Raw genomic sequence first — 18,187 nt, forward strand, 5'->3', positions numbered from 1 at the left:
CCAAGGTTCTTCTTTGCGAAAAGAAGGACAAATGAGGGTGGCACCGCGAAGCTAAGCCTCTCGTCCCTCACTGTTTCCAAGCTGGGAGCAGTGTGGGAACGGGAGGCTTTTTTGCATTCGGCAAACGCTGCCTTCACTTGCCATTTTCCTTGGCTTGACTTCGTACTTCATTTCAATTGTCATGTTCCTTACATTCCACGCAATGGATGATTACAAGGAGGAGAGATAACCATGTTTGCAGACAAAATCATTTTGAGAATACCCGGGCCCACTCCGGTCCCGCCTCGCGTCCAGCAAGCGATGAACCAGCCGATGATCGGCCATCGGAGCGGCCAGTTTTCCGACTTGTTTGCCAGTACGGCCCATCGGCTGCGTCCCTATTTCGGAACATCGCAAGACGTCTTTGTTTTGGCGGGAAGCGGAACGAGCACGCTGGAAATGAGCGTTGTGAACACGCTTCAGCCTGGCGAAGAAGCTGCCGTACTGGTCAGCGGCGCATTTGGCGAGCGTTTCGCCAAAATATGCGAGCGATACGGCATCATCGTCCACCGTCTGGATGTTCCTTGGGGAGAAGCTGTCACTCCGGAAAAGCTGGCGACCTTTCTCGCCGATAAGCCGTCTGTGCAAGCTGTCTTTGCAACGTATTGCGAAACTTCTACAGGGGTTCAAAACCCGATCCGCGAGCTGGCAAAAGTGGTACGCGAAAAATCCGATGCCCTCTTTATCGTCGATGCGGTCAGCTGCCTTGGTGCAGTCCCTTTCCAAATGGACGAATGGGGCGTCGACATCGTGGTCACCGGTTCTCAAAAGGCATTTATGCTGCCTGCCGGATTGGCTTTCCTCGCAGCGAGCAAGCGGGCATGGGAAGTGATCGACAGGAAAAAGCCGCTCGCCTTTTACCTTGATCTCAAAGCGTATCGCAACAGCTTTGCCGATCAGACAACCCCTTATACGCCAGCTGTCTCGCTCGTTTTCGGCCTCGCCGAGGTGTGCAAGATGCTTGAGGAGGAAGGGCTGCCGGCCATCATCAAACGCCACGAGATCATGCGGGATATGACCCGTGCCGCGATGCGCGCGCTGAATATTCCGTTGATGGCCCAGGATGAATTCGCCGCCGCTACCGTCACTTCTTGCCACCCGCAGGACGCTTTCGATCCCGAGCAGCTGAGGAAGGTATTGAGAAACAATCACAACATCGTAATCGCCGGCGGTCAGCAGCACTTGAAAGGAAAGATCTTCCGTATTGGCCACATGGGGTACTGCGAACCCCTTGACGTCCTTCAGGTCGTTGCCGCCATCGAATTGTCGCTTCGCCAGATCGGTGCTCCCGTTGAATTGGGGGCCGGTGTAAAAGCTGCCCAGGAGGTGCTACTTGCTCATGTATAAAGTATTGATTACAGATCCGCTCAGCGAATACGGCATCCAACAGCTGCTGGACGCTCCTGATGTTGAAGTCGTCCGAAATACAAACCTCTCCCCTACCGACCTTCTTGCCGTCATCGGTGACTACGACGCGCTGCTCGTTCGCAGCCAGACTCAAGTCACGGGTGAGGTGCTCGCAGCCGGCAAACGATTGAAAGCTGTCGGACGCGCTGGCGTCGGTGTCGACAATATCGACATCAACGCGGCCACAGAAGCAGGCGTCGTCGTCATCAACGCTCCGGACGGCAATACGATTTCTACCGCGGAGCACTCCTTTGCCATGCTGATGGCCATGGCCCGCAACATTCCGCAGGCCTACCGCAAACTGGCCGACGGTACGTGGGATCGGAAAAGCTTCCAGGGGGTTGAACTGAACAACAAGGTAATCGGCGTCATTGGCATGGGACGCATCGGAACCGAGGTAGCCAAACGTGCGAAAGCATTTGGGATGACTGTTCTGGGCTATGATCCGTTCCTGACCGAGGAACGCGCCCAAAAGCTTGGGGTTACAAACGCAACGGTAGACGAAATTTGCCGTCAGGCTGATTTCATCACCGTTCACACCCCGCTGACAAAAGAAACGCGCTACCTGATCGGCAGCAGAGAATTTGCCAAAATGAAGAATGGCGTTCGCATTATCAACTGCGCACGCGGCGGCATTATCGATGAAAAAGCGCTGTATGAAGCGATCCTTATTGGCAAAGTAGCCGGAGCGGCACTTGACGTCTTTGAAGTGGAACCGCCTGTCGACAACCCGTTGATCGGATTGCCCCAGGTAGTGGTTACACCTCACTTGGGGGCATCTACCGTAGAAGCGCAGGAAAACGTCGCTGTCGATGTGTCCGGTGAAATCTTAAAGGTGCTTCGCGGCGAGCCGTTCAAAAATGCGGTCAACCTGCCTTCGATCCCGCCGCATGTGATGGAGCGCCTCCAGCCGTATTTCACATTGGGTGAAAAACTGGGCCATTTCCTGGCACAGGTGACTGTCGGCTCCGTTCAGGAGATTGCCATCACGTACAGCGGAGATTTGACCGAGGTTGATACGGCTCCGCTCACCCGTACCGTCGTAAAAGGGGTGCTCTCCTTCCACCTTGGCGAAGAAGTCAATTTTGTCAATGCCCCTCTGCTTGCAAAGGTTCGCGATATAACAGTGACCGAACAGAAAACGGCGCAAAACCGGGGGTTTACCAACCTTTTAACTGTGACCCTCAAAACGACGCAGCAGTCGCGCAAGGTGGCCGGAACCCGGCTTAACGGGTACGGTGCGCGTATCGTGAAAATCGATGAGTTTGCCATCGACGTGGCTCCCGAAGGGTATCTGCTCTACATCCACCACAACGACCGGCCAGGCGTCATCGGACGAGTCGGCTCCATTCTCGGCGAAAACGGAGTCAACATCGCAACAATGCAGGTGGGACGCCGTGACATCGGCGGAGATGCGATCATGATGCTATCTGTAGACAAACCGCTTACAGCCGAGCTGTTGGATACGATGGGCGAGCTTCCGGAAGTAAAAAGCGTGACCCAGATCGAGCTGTAGGATTCCTGACAGCTTTCCTGTTACGAAGCCTGGTCCTTGGACCAGGCTCTTCCTTTACCCCTAGTAAAGTTATCGCTATAATTATAACCAGACTAATCCATTCACCGAGAGGAGATCCTTATGGCCACACAAGCTATATTCGCAATCGGCATTTTTTTGGTTACATATGCCTTTATCATCAGCGAAAAGCTGCATCGAACCATCGTAGCCATGTTTGGCGGTATCCTGATGATCCTGTTTGGCGTCATCACCCAGGAACAGGCCGTCGAGCACATTGACTTCAACACGCTCGGTTTGTTGATCGGCATGATGATCCTTGTCGCCATTACTGCCCAAACGGGCGTGTTCAAGTACATGGCGATTCGTGCCGCCAAAGCCGCAAAGGGCGAACCGCTGCGCATCCTGATCTATCTGAGCATCATTACAGCAGTCGCTTCTGCCTTCCTCGATAATGTGACAACGGTTCTTTTGATCGTACCGGTCACATTCAGCATCGCCAGACAGCTGCAGGTGAACCCGCTCCCCTATCTGATCTCGGAAATCATCGCGTCCAACGTCGGAGGAACGGCAACGCTGATCGGCGATCCTCCGAACATCATGATCGGAAGCTCGGTGCCTGAGCTGGATTTCATGGCGTTTCTGACAAACTTGGCCCCAATTGTTATCGTCATTATGATTGCAACCGTTTTCTGTTTTGCTTTGATCTATCGAAAAGATCTCAAGACGACGCCAGAACTGAAAGCCAAAATCATGAGCTTAAATGAGCTTGATGAGATCACGGACTCCAAGCTGCTCAAGAAATCGCTTACTGTCCTCGGCCTCACCATTGTCGGCTTTATGCTCCACGGAATGCTGCATCTCGAGTCGGCAACGATTGCCCTTACCGGCGCTTTCCTGCTCCTGCTCATCACAGGAGAGCACTATCTGGAAGAGGCGATCAGCAAAGTGGAGTGGACAACCATCTTCTTCTTCGTAGGACTGTTCGTGCTCGTCTCCGGATTGGTTGAGACAGGCGTCATCGCGAAGCTGGCCGAAGAAGCGATCAAGCTGACCGGCGGAGACGCCATGAAGACATCGTTTTTGATTCTCTGGTTAAGCGCGATTGCTTCAGCTTTCGTCGATAACATCCCGTTCGTCGCCACGATGATTCCGATGATCAAGGAAATGGGCGCATTGGGGATTACCAATCTGGAACCGCTTTGGTGGAGTTTGGCACTCGGTGCATGTCTGGGCGGCAACGGGACGCTGATTGGCGCCAGCGCCAACGTGATTGTGGCCGGTTTGGCTGCAAAGGAAGGACACCATATCAGCTTTCTCGGCTTCTTGAAGCTGGCTTTCCCGCTGATGATCATGTCCATCATCCTGTCGCACGCCTACATTTTCCTGCGCTACTTTTTCTAATAAGGAGGAACACGAATGGTTACATACACGTTTGATCAGAGCCTGATCGAGATTCAGGAAACGCGGAACGAAAACGATGTCACCTTCTCCATTGAAGTGAAGTCCGAAGAGATGCGCAACCGCCTCAAGCAAGTCCGGGCTTATTTTGAGAACAACCAGGATTATACCGATGCCTTTTTCTACTCCCGTCAAGATGGCCGCTACGAGGTAATTGTGCGCAACGACACCGTACTCCCTTTCCTCGTACAAGCCTTCCGCTTCCGCTGTCTGGAGTCGCTTCAATGGAAATGAGGCACGAAATTACTCTAGATCTGAAACAACGAAGAGCCGGTTCTCTAATGAGCCGGCTTTTTTCTATGCTTTCTTTCAATCGAAATATCCCTGCTATTCATTTCAACACTCGCTGGAACCGCCGAATCGGCTCGACGATTTCTCATTGCTCATAAGAGTCTTATCTTCCATGAAAACAGCCCCATCAACCAATACCGCTGACGGGGCCACTTGCTTTTGCTTATTCAAGAATCGAGAGAATGTCTCGAACATCGTCCAAAATAAAATCTGCCTTCGCGCTTTCGAATTTGCTCCGGGCCGCCTTTCCTGACAACCCTGTCAGCGTTGCAGCGAAACGGCATCCCATCGCCTGTGCCGCCAGTAAATCCGCCGGGGAATCACCGACGATAAGCACTTCTTCCCCGTTCGGGATAGGCAGCGCGTAGTTGTGGACATCGCTGTTCGGTGTATCCAGGCCAAGCAGCCCTTTTACATAGCAGAATGGATGCGGCTTGGATAGAGGCGCATGAGCCGGAGATTCCTTTTCCGCTTCCAGCACATGGCTCGCCGTCACGATCCGGTTGGGATCAAACCACTCCAGTATCTTCATTTCTCCCAGCGGCACATGAGTCTCGATGGACGGCCGTCCCGTCCCGATTCCCAGCGTATAGCCCTTCTCCTTGAGTGTGCGAAACAGCTCGATCATTTCTTCCGGGCTGACAATCGGGATTTCATCATTCAGGAAGCCTTTCTTTCCGGGCTGCATCGTTTCACGGCCAATCGAAGCCGCTACACGCTCATCACCCAGGTACCATTCCTGAAAGGTCTCCTGGCACAGCTGCCACAGGTCGCTGTTTCTGGAAAAGACATTGGTGACAATGCCGCATCGTTCCCGGGCGATCTGATTGAGATAGAGCAGCATTTCCGCTTTCTGGGCATTCCCTCGCGAAAAGTCGGCGGTAAGCTTCGCGTATTCGATCGCAAAGTCCGGGGCGTATTCCTTTGTCCACTCGGCCAAACGGGCCAGCTCCGCACGATTGATTTGCCCTGTCAACAGATCAGTAACCTTCTGCCCCAATGTAGCCTTCAGCTGTTCACAGAGTCGGATGATCTGATAGGCAACAGTCAGGTAGACCATATCCCAGTTAGAGTTGATTCCGCGCGATTTAATGAAGTTGAGCACCTCATCATTGGCAAAAACCAGTTCACGGACCCTGCGGATTTCTTTTTCTTCCGGGGATGCCGTAAAGACGTCACCTGCGAGACCGAGATAGCGAGGGCTATGCAGAAACTCCCACACGGTTAAAGCCGAAGCGTCAAAATACCGCTCTTCGCTCAGCATGACACCGTCTACATCAAACAGGATGGTTTTGATCATTCTCTCTCACTCCTCCAATTATTTCTGTTTCTGTTTATCAGGCAGGGCAATCGTAAACGTTGTCCCTTCGCCCAGCTTGCTCTGCACGCCGATTGTGCCTCCGTGCGCCTCGACAATGTTTTTGGCGATCGCGAGGCCAAGGCCTGTCCCGCCCGCCTTGCCGCGGGTACGTGCCTTGTCTGCCTTGTAAAAGCGTTCGAAAACAAACGGCAGATCTTCCTGGGGAATGCCGCTGCCTGTATCGTTTACCTCCAGAAGGAGTGTCTGGTCGCCGCGGGCCCGCAACGTGACAATTCCGTTTTCCGGCGTATGCCGGATCGCGTTGTCGATCAAATTGGTGAGGACTTGCTCCATTTTGTCCGGATCGATCCAAATGCTGGTGACCGATGTGTTGATTTCCAGGAGGAGGTTACTCTTTTGCTCTCTTGCCAGATTGACAAACTTGCGCTGAATCCGTTCCAGATACGGACTGACCTCGACCTGTTCCAGCGAGACCTCCACATGCCCCGCCTCCATCCGGGCCAGATTGAGCAGCTCATTGACCAGCTTGGTCATACGCACTGATTCGTCATAAATAATTTGTGCCAGTTCCTTGTGCTCTTCGGGAGTGGCAGCGATATCATCCACGATGGCCTCGCTATACCCTTGCAGCATGGACAGCGGCGTCCGCAGCTCATGGGAAACATTCGCCACGAAGTCATTCCGCATCTTGTCCAGCTTGCGCTCACGGGTCACCTCGCGGACAACCGCAACCGCTCCGCGGATTTGTTCGCGGTCTGTGAGCGGGATCATGACAAGCGACCAAATACGTCCCTGTGCCGGGATTTCATCCGTCACCTCCTGCCCTGTCTGGACGACCATTTGATAGAACGGGTGCAGCGGGACCGGCTCGTCTGGATGCTCATACGTCCAGTCCCGCAAAAAGTGCTCGGCAGGCGGGTTCGTGACAGCGATTTTTCCTTGCTCGTCGATCATGATGACCCCGTCGACCATGCTCCGCAAAACGCTGGCCAGCTGTTCCTTTTCTTTGGACAGGGCGTCGACCAGCTTGTTCAGATGGCTGGCCATACTGTTGAACGAAGCCGCCAATTCCCCGATCTCATCATTGGTTCGGATCGGGATTTCGGCGTGGAAGTCGCCCTCTGCGATCCGGTGTGCAGTCTCTTTCATTTGGCGAAGCGGAAACGTAATCCGCGACGATAAAAAGAAGGCGAAGACCGTGGTGGAAATAAAGCCAATCACTCCCACGACGAATATCAGCTTCCTGACTTCCTTCACGGTATCGTCAAAATCTTCAATCGCCTGGTACATAACAAGTGCGCCCTGCTTGTCCTTCGACAGCTCGATCGGGACAGCTACAGCCAGAAGCTGGACAGTCCCGCTGCGATCCCCCGGGCTGTGAGAAAAAATAATTCGCTCAGGCGTGTGGTGCTTTCCTTGCAGCGCTTCGCCCAGCTTCAGTTCAGGCGCTTGCAGCAGCTGTTCAACCGAGATAAACGAAAAATCACTGCCCGCTCTCGCCCCGATTGGCTTCCCCTTTTCATCCACCATGATCAATCCGGTGCGATGCACGGCAGAAAAACTGGCGGCTACCGAGAGCGCCGTTGTTTTGTCGGCATACGTGGACAAGGTTTGCGAGAGGCCTTCCGCCACGTTTTGCAAATTTTTCGTTTGGCGCTGAAAGTAAAAGCTGTCAAAGGACTGCACAATCATCAGGCTGAACAGCGTAAGGACCAGAGCAAAAAGCGCGATGATGGTCATCCATAGTTTTCCAACTACGCTGCGAACAATATCCACTTACTTTGGCACCTCTAGCTTGTAGCCGACGCCCCAGACCGTCGCGATCATCTGTGCGGCTGCCGGCGAGACGCGGTTCAGTTTTTCTCTCAGACGCTTGATATGCGTGTCCACTGTTCGCAAATCTCCGAAAAACTCGTAGTGCCAGACGTCCTTCAGAAGTTCCTCGCGAGTGAAGACCTTGTCGGGAGAAAGCGCCAAATAGTGCAGCAGCTCGTATTCCTTCGGTGTCAAGCTGACTTCCTGTCCGCTGGCAATCACCTTATGGGCGTCGTGATCGATCGTCAGCTCGGGAAAGACGAGAACCGAGTGGCTGTTGTAGGTTTCCGTCTTGAGATACGCCGTTGCCGAGGACCTGCGCAGGATCGCTTTCACACGGTACACAACTTCGCGCGGGCTAAAAGGTTTGATGACATAGTCGTCCACCCCTGCCTCGAAGCCGTGCACGCGATTGGTTTCCTCGCCTTTTGCCGTAAGCATGACTATCGGCGTCGCTTTTCGCTCGCGGATCTTTTGACATACTTCAATTCCATCCATGCCCGGCAGCATCAGATCCAGCAAAATAATATCGTAATCAGACGTCAACGCCATCTCCAACGCCTGCTCGCCGTTATCGGCCTCATCAATCAGAAAAGATTCGCGCTCCAGATACATTCTCAGCAGACGACGAATGCGCTCCTCATCATCTACAACCAAAATGCTTGCTTTTTTCTCCATAAGATCACCTCGTGGCTCCCTTTGTTTTCGATCTTTTTCCGATTGCTCGGATGATAGTCTAAAAAGCTGGCGTCAAAACCAGCTTTTCAGACTTCTGATTTTCTTTACACGCCAGCGTAAGAGTGCAGTCCGGCAATAACCAGGTTGACCACGACAAGCGTTATCAAAATGATGACGAATCCGATGACGGACATCCATGCGGACTTGGCGCCGATCCATCCCCGCGACAAGCGCAGATGCAGGTATGCGCTGTAGAACAGCCATACGATCAGGGCCCACACTTCTTTGGGGTCCCAGCCCCAGAAACGGCCCCACGCTTCTTCAGCCCAGATCATCGCGAAAATCAGGGCCCCCAGCGTAAAGACGGGATATCCGATACTGATCGCACGGTAGCTGATTTCATCGATCAGCTCAGGGTCGATGTCTTTCACGGCCGGCTGCATCGCTGCGCCCAACCGTTTGCGCAGGATCAAGCGAAGTGCCCCGTACAAGACTAAACCGGAGATCACGGACCAAATCATCGTATTGAGCTTTCGCGCCGCGTCCTTTCCTTCCATCCAGCTTGGAGCGGTAAACAGCGGTGCCATGGGACCTGCCTGGACGATCTTCGACCCTTCCGGAGCGACGATTGCAGGCAGCGTGTACTCTACCTTCATTTTCTCCATTTCACCCTGAAAATTCAATTGTTCTTTTGACAATTCGAATACTGTTTTGTGATCCAGGCGGGAAAACGTAGATTCCATTCCGATAAACCCAGCCAGCATCATGACGACCGCCAAAACGATTTCAAGCCAGTACGTGCTCTTGGTCGCGACATCTTGCGGTACCGTGCGCACGAGATACATCAAGCCCGCGGCAAAGCCGACGGCGAGGATGCCTTCTCCCAAAGCTGCCGTCGTTACGTGGATGTGAAGCCAATAGCTTTGCAAGGCAGGAATCAAGGGTGTGATTTCCTTCGGGAAAACGTAGGAATAGGCCAGCATGATCACACCGAGCGGCAGGACGAACGCGCCGATCACGGTAAGCTTGTAAATGCGGTAAATAATCAGATACGCAAGGATAATACAGTAGTCCAGGAAGGCCATAAATTCAAACATGTTGCTGGTCGGGCTGTGTCCCCCCGCAACCCAGCGGAAAACGACGTAACCCGTCTGTGCGATAAAGCCGATGAGCGCCAGCCAATAGGCGATCCGGCCGTATTTTAATTCATGCTGCTTGGGATCGCGTCCCGCCCAATTTTTCCCCGTCATGGCCACGACAAAAACAATGGACGCCAACACGTACAGCACGAAAGCAATATCCAGCAACCAATCACTTAATTGTACAAGCTGCACGTCTAAAACCCTCCTCAAAGCTGTTTACGCTTTTGATTTATCTTCGATTGTGATCGGCAGTTTGACTTGTTCGATCATCGATCCCGCTTCCTGTTTCAAACCGTACCAGTTCTTGTTGGTATGTCCGGCCAACATGACTCTGGTGCCGTGGAACTGGAGCCAGATGCGTCGGTGCTGCCAAAAGAAGCCCATCGCCACGCCGACCATGAAGATAAAGGAGCCGAAATAAATGAGCGGAACAGCTTTATCCTTGCGAACCATCAAGCCGCTGATGTCGATCAGATCCGGCATTTTGAAATCAAGTGTATAGCGGGAGTCTTCCTTTCCCGTAATCACCGATCCGCTTAGATAGACCAGCTTTTCTGACGTGTTGTCCTCCTCCGAAACGACTTCGAGGGCAAACATCGGGTTTTTCGGCAGGTTGGTCTGGGTCGCCGGTTTTCCGTCCTTGCCCATCACAAAGTCAGGGAAATAGTCCAGGACACGAACCTTGACGCCTTCCGCCACCTGCTGCTCAGCCGATACATTGTAAAGATCCAGCTTGATCGGCCCGACTTCCTTGTTGCCAGCCTTTTTGTCCACCAGAACAAAATTCAAGGCTCCCAGCTGCATCTCCTGAACACCGGTTTGATAGAGGGCGAGTCCTTCATGCTCCATCGGATGGTTGACGACAATCGGTCCGCTTTTGATCTCGACCAGATCCGGTGTGGATCCCGGAAGATCGGCATTTTTGTTGAGGTAGAGGATGGCGTCTGTCTGATAGCTTTTTACGATAGCCCCGCCCTTGAGATCAAGCTCCTGAGCCATCTCCTCCTCTTTCCAGTACTCCGTGTGGTATTGCACGTTTTTGACGTAGTATGGCGTGTCCGGTATGGCTACGGTCTGCCCCTCCCGCACCCAAACGAATTCGTCCAGATAGAAGCCCGGGACATTCCGAAGCAACACGCCCAGCAAAAAGATAATCAGACCGATGTGGTTGATGTACGGGCCCCAACGGCTGAACCGGCCCTTCTCCGCCATCATCGCTTGATCGTTGCGGAAAATCCGGTATCCCCTTTTCCGCAGCGCTGCCGAAGCTGCTTCCACCAATGCGGCCGTATCGGTTTCCGGGGATAATTCTGCTTCTCCGTAAAACTTTTGTCCCTTTAAAAACGACTTGTGCTGATTGACGCGCGGCTTGCTTAGCGCCTTGTACAAGGGAACAACCCTGTCCAGGCTGCAGATCACAAGCGATGTCCCAAGCGCTACCAAAAGCGTGACGAACCACCAGGAAGAATACATATTGTGAAAGCCCAGTGTGTAGTAGATCGTGCCCAGCTTTCCGTACGTGTCCGTGTAAAATCTGGCAACGTCAGGCTCTGTCGGAGCAGGGACAGGAATATACTGCTGTTGCGGGAAAACGGTTCCAATTGCCGAGGCGACCAAAAGAATGACGATAATACCGATGGCTACCTTTACCGAGGAGAAGTAGTTCCAGATACGGTCAATGATTGTCCGGGAATACGTCTGTGAACGGCGAGCCATCCCTTCATAGCGCATGTCCGGGAACGATGCTTCTCCTTTGATCTCCAATTCCAGCGGTCTGCCGCACGACTCGCAGAGCATGGTTCCGACCGGATTGGCGTGACCGCATTTGCATTTTATCTGATCCATATTGCTCCTCACTTAGGCAAGATTTTTGCCACTTTTTCTGTAATCATGTCTTCATTGAGCGGCCCTAAAAAGATTTCCTTCACTTTTCCATCCGGATCGATGAAAAATGTGCTGGGAATCGGAACAATCCGGTACAGCTTGGTAATCTCTGATTGCTTATCCATCAGGATCGGAAACGTAATCCCGAATTGTTTGGTAAATGGCTCAACGGTAACGGGGGATTCGCCGATATTCACCCCGAGGACGACCAATCCCTTGTCCTTGTATGCTTCATACTGCCGCTGAAGGTCCGGCATTTCTTTTTTGCAAGGCTCGCACCAGGTGCCCCAGAAGTTGAGGATGACGCCTTTTCCTCTATAATCCGACAAGGTGACAGCCGAGCCGTTCAACTGCTCCAGGCTGAAATTGGGTGCTTCTCTCCCCACTTTGACCGCGTTGGGGTCCTTGACGAAACTGGTATAGACGGCAAAGACGAGCGCCGCCAGCAAAACACCCAGGATCGCCACCCTGATGTATGTACGGTTCTTTTTGTCCATTCTGCCCTAGCTCCCATCTTGCATCTTTTGGGTAACCGGATTTACGGCATGGCTGTGTGCAACTCTCTATGTTACCCATATTTCCCTTCTATTATAGCCTTGCTTTTTTTTCAGACAGCCTACAACATATGAACAGATTTTGAACGTCTGAAAAAACGGCTTAACGATGCCGCTTCCTTCTCTTTGGATCAGCTGAAAGTCCGCTCTTTATTTTCTCTACCTCAGCCGAGGTAAGCGGGCGGTATTGCCCCGGCTGCAACCCTTCCAGCGTTAAAAAACCCAACTGGACGCGTTCCAGCTTCAATACCGGATGGCCTATCGCCTCGCACATCCGTCGAACCTGGCGATTTCGCCCTTCGCGGATAGTCAGCTCCAGCAGGGAACGGTCACGGGCCGGCGTTGTTTTCAGCAGCTTCGCCTGTGCCGGTGCCGTCATTCCGTCCTCCAGTCTGATGCCGCTCTCCAGCTGGCTCACTTTTTCTTTGGTCGGAACCCCTTTTACCCATGCTCTGTACACTTTGTCCATCTCGTAGGAGGGGTGGGTGAGCATATGGGCCATTTCCCCATCGTTCGTCAAGAGCAGCAGACCGGACGTGTCGTAATCGAGACGACCGACAGGGTAGACGCGCTCCTTGATCCCCTTTAGCAAATCGACAACGACCCGTCTTCCCTGGGGGTCTGAGACACTGGTGATATAGCCGGTGGGCTTATACAGCAGGACGTATATTTTTCTCTCCAGATGCACCAGCTTTCCATCGACCTTGATCTTGTCTCTGTCCGGATCAACGCGTGTCCCCAGCTCTTTCACTACCTGACCGTTCACCTGCACTCTTCCCTGGACGATCAGCTCCTCGCAATGTCGACGAGAGGCAACTCCTGCATTAGCCAGCACCTTCTGTAGACGTTCCATGTCGAATCACCTCTACAACATCATACCCATTCTTACCATTGTGGACAAGAACATCGGAAAATCTCCCTGCTTGCCGGCAGTTTCTTTCAACTGGTTGACAAGCGCGGGAAAACAGACTATAGTTTAGTTAAGTTAACTTAACTAATTTGCACAGGAGCTACATCATTATGACAGAAACTAGCGTAAAACTAAGAGAAACACCTATCAGAAAGCTCTTCATTTCGTATTTGATCCCCTCCGTCCTCGGCATGCTGCTGATGTCGGTCAATATCGTCGTCGACGGCATTTTCGTTGGTCACGGCGTAGGGCCTGACGGTTTGGCCGGAGTCAACATCGCGGTTCCCGCCTTCTCCATCTTTCTTTCCATTTCCCTCTGGATCGGGATTGGCGGAGCTACGATGTATTCGATAGCGTTGGGACAAGATGAGACCAGACACGCGCGAACGATTTTTTCCCATGCCATCACACTTGCTGTTCTGCTCGTAGCTGCCATTACCGCGCTTTGTCTGTGGAAGCTCGATGAGATCGCCTATCTTTTCGGAGCCAATGAAGTAATCCTTCCCTATGTCCAGGATTACTTGACTGTGCTCCTTGCATTCGGCTTTGTGTACGTCATGGAAAATATACTGAGTGTCTTTGTGCGCAATGACGGCAACCCGACCCTTTCGATGGCTTCCCTGATCGTGACAGCCGTCCTGAATGTTGTATTCAACTACGTCTTTATTTTCATCTGGGGCATGGGTGTAAAAGGGGCCGCAGCCGCCACTGTCCTGTCTGCAGCTGTTGGTTTTCTCGTCTTGCTGACCCATTTTCTCAAAAAGAACAGTACGCTCCGCGTCATCTCCTTCCGCCCGCAGCCGAAAATCTTGATCGATATTTTGAGCATCGGGTTTCCCAGCTTTGTCGCGGAGGTGTCGACGGCAGTTGTAACCATCGGATTTAACATTGCCTTCATGAACCTGCTTGGCGAAACGGGTGTCGCTTCCTATGCGATCGTCAATTATATCCACGCTGTCATGGTTCTTTTGTTCCTCGGCATTGGCGCCGCCCTGCAGCCAATCTCCAGCTTCCATTATGGAGCGGGGCTGTTCGGGCGCCTGCAAAAGAGCCTGAAGCTGAGCGTGCGGACAGCTTTGGTCGCCGGTCTTTTCGCTGTCTGCTGCGGATTTGTTTTTGCCGGCCCGCTTGTCCACATGTTCGATGTCCAGTCTAAAGAGCTGTTTACCCTTACCGTCGAAGGGATGGGCCTGTTCTTTCTGGCGTACCTCTTTCTCGGTTACAACCTGGTTTACGCCGAGTATTTCCAGTCTGTCGGGCAAATCAAAAAATCGCTGCTGATCATAGCCAGCCAGGGATTGCTTCTCGTTCCTCCCTTCCTGTGGATTTTGCCAAAATGGTTCGGAGTCATCGGCATCTGGCTTGTCTACCCTGTCGTCCAGGGAGTTACCGCTCTCGCTGTTGCTTGCATGAACCGGCTGCAGCTGCCAGTGCCGGCCGTTCCCAACGTCGCTGCGGGCACGACCCCCGATCAGTAAAGCGGAGCATCGCACTGTCTTCGGTCCAGCGTCGTTTCTTTGGAACAGCTGTACGATTCATGACCGTGCCGTTACAATAAGAAGGATGGTTCATATTCCTTATTCATGCCGTTCATTCTACTTTTTCAGGAGTGTTGCGGATGTTCGAGCACTATCAGCAGGTAACAGCGGAATTGCACAAGATGATGGACGAGTTCAACGCATTGATTTTGAACGATACCAAAGAGCTGGATCAGTACAAGCTGACTACCCAGCAAGAGATAATCATGCTCCAAATCATTCAAAGGGAGTCGATTACGTCCAATGAACTGGCAAACAGCTTCAACATCTCCAAAAGCGCTGTCAGCCAGGTCATTTCCAAGCTGGAAAGCCGTCAGCTCATCTACCGCGAGCCCAATCCCGCCAACAAGCGCGAGTTTTTTCTCAAGCTGACCCAGGAGGGAGAGCAATATAAAAAGGTGCTGGAGTCTATCGATAACCGACTCATCAACAGCTATTATTCAAAGGTCGATCTCGACGAGCTTCGACAGGTGGTACGGACGATGAAAAAGCTTGTCGATATCGCAAAAGCAGTCAATCAGCGCAGCTGATTCGTTTTTTCGCCCGCCACTGATCGCTTTCGCGCACAAAGCCAAACGCTCTATATTCCGCTAGAGTGTTTGGCTTTCCTTTTTTCGATCTAAAAAGGGCGACTGACTGAACCAACCACCGATCCCACCAGCCTTTTACCCAAACACGTAGGATACGATGATCAAAGAAAAAATGACCCCGGCTAGGTCGGACCACAGGCCGACCCGGAGAGCGTAAGCCGAATTTCGAATCCCCACCGCTCCAAAATAGACCGTCAAAACATAAAGGGTCGTATCTGTACTGCCTTGCATAGTCGCGGCTAATCTGCCCAGAAAAGAGTCCGGGCCGTATTGCGCAATCATATCTGTAGCGACGGCAAGCGAACCCGTCCCGGTTATGGGACGAAGCAAGGCGAGCGGGACGATTTCTTCCGGGATGTGAAGGATGTGCAGCAGCGGCGCGAGAAGCGAGAGCAGCCATTCAAGAGCGCCCGACTGGCGAAACATCGTGACCGCCACCATCATCGCAACCAGGTGGGGCAATATCCGGATCGTAGTGGTAAGCCCTCCCTTTGCCCCTTCTACAAATGTCTCATATACGGGAACGCTCCTGCTCCAGCCCAAAACGAGAATAAAGGCGATCATGACCGGGATGGCCCACAGTGAGATCATGGAAATCCATTGGTACATGGTGGAGCCCCCTTATCTTGTTTTGCGCTTGTATCGGTGGCGGTACAGGCGGTCAAGAGCGAGAGCGACAAGCGTTGCGCCAAACGAAGCGAGCAGCGTCGTACCGACGATTTCCACAGGATTCGCCGAACCGTATTGTATGCGAATGGCAATCATCGTCGTGGGGATCAGCGTGATACTGGCCGTATTTATCGCAAGGAGCGTGCACATCGCCGGAGTGGCCTTTTGCTTGTCTGGATTCAGCTTCTGCAGCTCTTCCATGGCCTTCAGCCCCATCGGTGTAGCGGCGTTTCCCAAGCCCAGCAAATTGGCGCTCATATTGGAGAGAATATACCCGAGCGCCGGATGGCCTTTCGGTACGTCGGGAAACAGGCGGCCGATGATGGGCGAGAGCAGCCTGGCCAGCCCTTCCAACAGACCGGCCTTTTCGGCAACCCGCATCATTCCCATCCAAAAAGCAAGAATGCTCAACAGACCAAAGCAAACCGTCACACCTGTCTTGGCCCCCTCAAAGGCAGCCTGGTTCACCGCCTCGATACGACCGTTTAGCGCTCCTACGACAATACTGATCACGATCAGGGCAAGCCAGATGAAGTTAAGCACTCCACATCCCCCCTGCCATGATCTCCCACAGCCGCTCCCAGAAGGTCACATGCTGCTTGCTCTTTGCCATTGTCGCGGCTTCTCCCAGAACGGTGAGCGGCACGCGCCCGATCAGACTGTCGCCGATGAATATTTGCAGAAAGCCGACGTGACTCCCCGCAAGCTTTGGGTTGACTTTTTTCTCTGTCAGCATGATCTCTTTCCGAATCTGTCCGGTCTCTTCTTTGCGCAGCGGATAGACCCACTCGTTTACCGCCGACAGCCTGATTACCTCCCCCTTGGCAGACAGCGCTGTTTCGATCACCTCTCCCTTTCCGACCAAAGTGACATTGGAAAACTGCTGAAAGCCCCAATCCATCAACGCCATCGAGTCATTCCAGTCATCAGGCGCATTCAGCGTAATCGTCGCCAGCTGCCTGCCGTCTCTGGTCGCGGAGGATGCGAGGCATCTTTTCGCCAGCTTTGTATACCCGGTCTTCACTCCGTCGGCTCCCTGGTATAAATGGAGGAGTTTGTTTTTGTTCTGCAACCGGCGGTCGTACTCTTCTCCCTCCCATGAGATGTTTTTCACCTTCGTGGAAACAATCTGGCGGAAGAGCGGATTTTTCAACGCATAGGCGGAGAGCTTTGCCATGTCTTCCGCCGTAGAGTAATGCATGTTGCTGTCATCCAGACCGTGTGGATTGGTGAAATTGGTATGGCTCATTCCGATCATCGCTGCCTTCTCATTCATCAGATAGACAAAGCCTTGCACAGAACCCCCTACATGGTGCGCGATGGTGACGGCAGCGTCATTTCCGGAGCGCAGCATCAAGCCGTACAGCAGTTCCTCCAAAGTGAGCTTCTCGCCATTCTTTAAATAAATGGAGGAGCCCTCCACACCGACAGCTTCCTTTGGCACGGTAACGATATCTTCCATCCGGCCTTGCTCAATAGCCACGATGGCGGTCATCGTCTTCGTCAGACTGGCAATCCTCATTTTTTTCGAACCGTTTTTGGAAAACAGAATACGGCCGCTCGCTACATCAATCAAGGCTGCCGCTTCCGCGGAAATGGCAGGCGCTGCGGAAGCGGCTTTCCCGTTTGCTTCATTCGGGATCCACAGCAGGAAAAAAAGAAAAACGACGAGCGCGCCGGACAGATTTTTCCGTACGTTCATAACGTCCTCCCCATTTGCGTTACCAGTGTTTGTACCAGTATATGGGGACGAGTCATTCGTTAGTACCGAATCTGCCGTAGTGGCGGCTAGTCGTTTGCAGGTTCTTCCGGGTTGCCAAAGAGAGCGGCGGCTTCCATTCTCGCTTCCTCGATGTTCAGACTGACTGGCGGTTCCGGCAAGTCAGCCAGTTCGCGCAGCCCGAAATGTTCGAGAAATTCCTTGGTCGTGGCATACAAGATGGGCCTGCCGACGCCTTCCGCCCTACCGGCTTCGCGGATCAACTGCTTGGAAAGCAGCGTATTCAGCGCTTTCTCGCATTTTACCCCGCGAATTTCCTCGATTTCCGAGCGCGTAATCGGCTGTCTGTAAGCGATGATCGCCAACGTCTCCAAAGCGGCCTGGGACAGGGTCGACTGGCTGGGCGAAGTAGCGAGCCGTTCAAAGTAGGGAACATGCTCGGGCAGCGTCGTCAATTGATACGCTCTGGCTACCTCCACGATCTGGATGCCACGTCCGGCGCGGCGAAAGTCAGCCTTCATGTCCTCGATCAGATCCACAATCGTCTCCTCAGGAACTTCCACGATTTCGCTAATTTGCTTGGCGTCGATTCCTTCATCGCCCGAAATGAAAAGCAACCCCTCAATGACGCCTTTCAGCTTGTCGTAATCCATCA

At 52.9% G+C, this 18,187-nt stretch carries 17 protein-coding genes and 1 other annotated feature (1 of these 18 only partly in view); of the genes, 6 read left to right on the forward strand and 11 right to left on the reverse strand.

Annotated elements, in window-relative coordinates; all coding sequences use genetic code 11:
- Positions 1 to 71: a binding site (T-box leader), on the forward strand (it extends 176 nt beyond the left edge of the window).
- Between the two features lie 160 nt (positions 72 to 231).
- The 4 genes from Q3F21_RS06395 to Q3F21_RS06410 all read left to right on the forward strand — a co-directional run bounded on the left by Q3F21_RS06395 (position 232) and on the right by Q3F21_RS06410 (position 4,654).
- A complete protein-coding gene (locus Q3F21_RS06395; RefSeq protein ID WP_340250651.1) occupies positions 232 to 1,386 on the forward strand; it encodes a pyridoxal-phosphate-dependent aminotransferase family protein in 1,155 nt (384 codons plus the stop codon).
- Positions 1,379 to 2,962, forward strand: coding sequence for a phosphoglycerate dehydrogenase (serA, locus tag Q3F21_RS06400; RefSeq protein WP_340250652.1), 1,584 nt, complete (start codon positions 1,379 to 1,381; stop codon positions 2,960 to 2,962). The genes Q3F21_RS06395 and serA overlap by 8 nt, the downstream gene beginning before the upstream one ends.
- A 120-nt stretch (positions 2,963 to 3,082) precedes the next feature.
- Positions 3,083 to 4,363, forward strand: coding sequence for an ArsB/NhaD family transporter (locus Q3F21_RS06405; RefSeq protein WP_340250653.1), 1,281 nt, complete (start codon positions 3,083 to 3,085; stop codon positions 4,361 to 4,363).
- A 15-nt stretch (positions 4,364 to 4,378) separates the two neighbouring features.
- Positions 4,379 to 4,654, forward strand: a complete 276-nt coding sequence (locus Q3F21_RS06410) for a hypothetical protein (protein ID WP_340250654.1) — start codon at positions 4,379 to 4,381, stop codon at positions 4,652 to 4,654.
- A gap of 220 nt (positions 4,655 to 4,874) precedes the next feature.
- On the opposite strand, the gene Q3F21_RS06415 is transcribed toward Q3F21_RS06410, so the two are convergent.
- The 7 genes from Q3F21_RS06415 to Q3F21_RS06445 form a co-directional block, all read right to left on the reverse strand.
- On the reverse strand, positions 4,875 to 6,011 hold the full coding sequence (locus Q3F21_RS06415; protein ID WP_340250655.1) for an HAD family hydrolase: 1,137 nt from the start codon (positions 6,009 to 6,011) through the stop codon (positions 4,875 to 4,877).
- An 18-nt stretch (positions 6,012 to 6,029) separates the two neighbouring features.
- A complete protein-coding gene (locus Q3F21_RS06420; RefSeq protein WP_340250656.1) occupies positions 6,030 to 7,808 on the reverse strand; it encodes an ATP-binding protein in 1,779 nt (592 codons plus the stop codon).
- A complete protein-coding gene (locus Q3F21_RS06425; RefSeq protein ID WP_340250657.1) occupies positions 7,809 to 8,525 on the reverse strand; it encodes a response regulator transcription factor in 717 nt (238 codons plus the stop codon).
- Between the two features lie 104 nt (positions 8,526 to 8,629).
- Positions 8,630 to 9,859, reverse strand: coding sequence for a c-type cytochrome biogenesis protein CcsB (ccsB, locus tag Q3F21_RS06430; RefSeq protein WP_340250658.1), 1,230 nt, complete (start codon positions 9,857 to 9,859; stop codon positions 8,630 to 8,632).
- A gap of 24 nt (positions 9,860 to 9,883) precedes the next feature.
- The gene (gene resB, locus Q3F21_RS06435) at positions 9,884 to 11,512 is read right to left on the reverse strand and encodes a cytochrome c biogenesis protein ResB (RefSeq protein WP_340250659.1); all 1,629 of its coding nucleotides are present in this window, start codon (positions 11,510 to 11,512) and stop codon (positions 9,884 to 9,886) included.
- A gap of 8 nt (positions 11,513 to 11,520) precedes the next feature.
- Positions 11,521 to 12,048, reverse strand: a complete 528-nt coding sequence (gene resA, locus Q3F21_RS06440) for a thiol-disulfide oxidoreductase ResA (RefSeq protein ID WP_340250660.1) — start codon at positions 12,046 to 12,048, stop codon at positions 11,521 to 11,523.
- 160 nt (positions 12,049 to 12,208) lie between these two features.
- Positions 12,209 to 12,958 (reverse strand): pseudouridine synthase, encoded by a 750-nt coding sequence (locus Q3F21_RS06445; protein WP_340250661.1) that lies wholly within the window; start codon positions 12,956 to 12,958, stop codon positions 12,209 to 12,211.
- A gap of 167 nt (positions 12,959 to 13,125) precedes the next feature.
- Here Q3F21_RS06445 and Q3F21_RS06450 point away from each other — a divergent pair, with 167 nt between their 5' ends.
- Together Q3F21_RS06450 and Q3F21_RS06455 are read left to right on the forward strand one after the other, a co-directional pair.
- Positions 13,126 to 14,493, forward strand: coding sequence for an MATE family efflux transporter (locus Q3F21_RS06450; protein ID WP_340250662.1), 1,368 nt, complete (start codon positions 13,126 to 13,128; stop codon positions 14,491 to 14,493).
- Between the two features lie 140 nt (positions 14,494 to 14,633).
- Positions 14,634 to 15,083, forward strand: coding sequence for a MarR family winged helix-turn-helix transcriptional regulator (locus Q3F21_RS06455; RefSeq protein WP_340250663.1), 450 nt, complete (start codon positions 14,634 to 14,636; stop codon positions 15,081 to 15,083).
- Between the two features lie 135 nt (positions 15,084 to 15,218).
- Here the strand turns inward: Q3F21_RS06455 and Q3F21_RS06460 are convergent, their stop codons facing one another.
- From Q3F21_RS06460 to scpB, 4 genes are all read right to left on the reverse strand, one after another.
- Positions 15,219 to 15,752 (reverse strand): spore maturation protein, encoded by a 534-nt coding sequence (locus Q3F21_RS06460; RefSeq protein WP_340250664.1) that lies wholly within the window; start codon positions 15,750 to 15,752, stop codon positions 15,219 to 15,221.
- Positions 15,753 to 15,764: 12 nt separating this feature from the next.
- On the reverse strand, positions 15,765 to 16,355 hold the full coding sequence (locus Q3F21_RS06465) for a nucleoside recognition domain-containing protein (protein ID WP_340250665.1): 591 nt from the start codon (positions 16,353 to 16,355) through the stop codon (positions 15,765 to 15,767).
- On the reverse strand, positions 16,348 to 17,514 hold the full coding sequence (locus Q3F21_RS06470) for a D-alanyl-D-alanine carboxypeptidase family protein (protein ID WP_340250666.1): 1,167 nt from the start codon (positions 17,512 to 17,514) through the stop codon (positions 16,348 to 16,350). The genes Q3F21_RS06465 and Q3F21_RS06470 overlap by 8 nt, the downstream gene beginning before the upstream one ends.
- 86 nt (positions 17,515 to 17,600) lie before the next feature.
- Entirely contained in the window at positions 17,601 to 18,185 is a 585-nt protein-coding gene (gene scpB, locus Q3F21_RS06475; protein ID WP_340250667.1) for an SMC-Scp complex subunit ScpB, read from the reverse strand.
- Positions 18,186 to 18,187: the final 2 nt, after the last annotated feature.

It is taken from the genome of Brevibacillus borstelensis (assembly GCF_037834415.1).
Taxonomy (GTDB): Bacteria; Bacillota; Bacilli; order Brevibacillales; family Brevibacillaceae; genus Brevibacillus; species Brevibacillus borstelensis_A.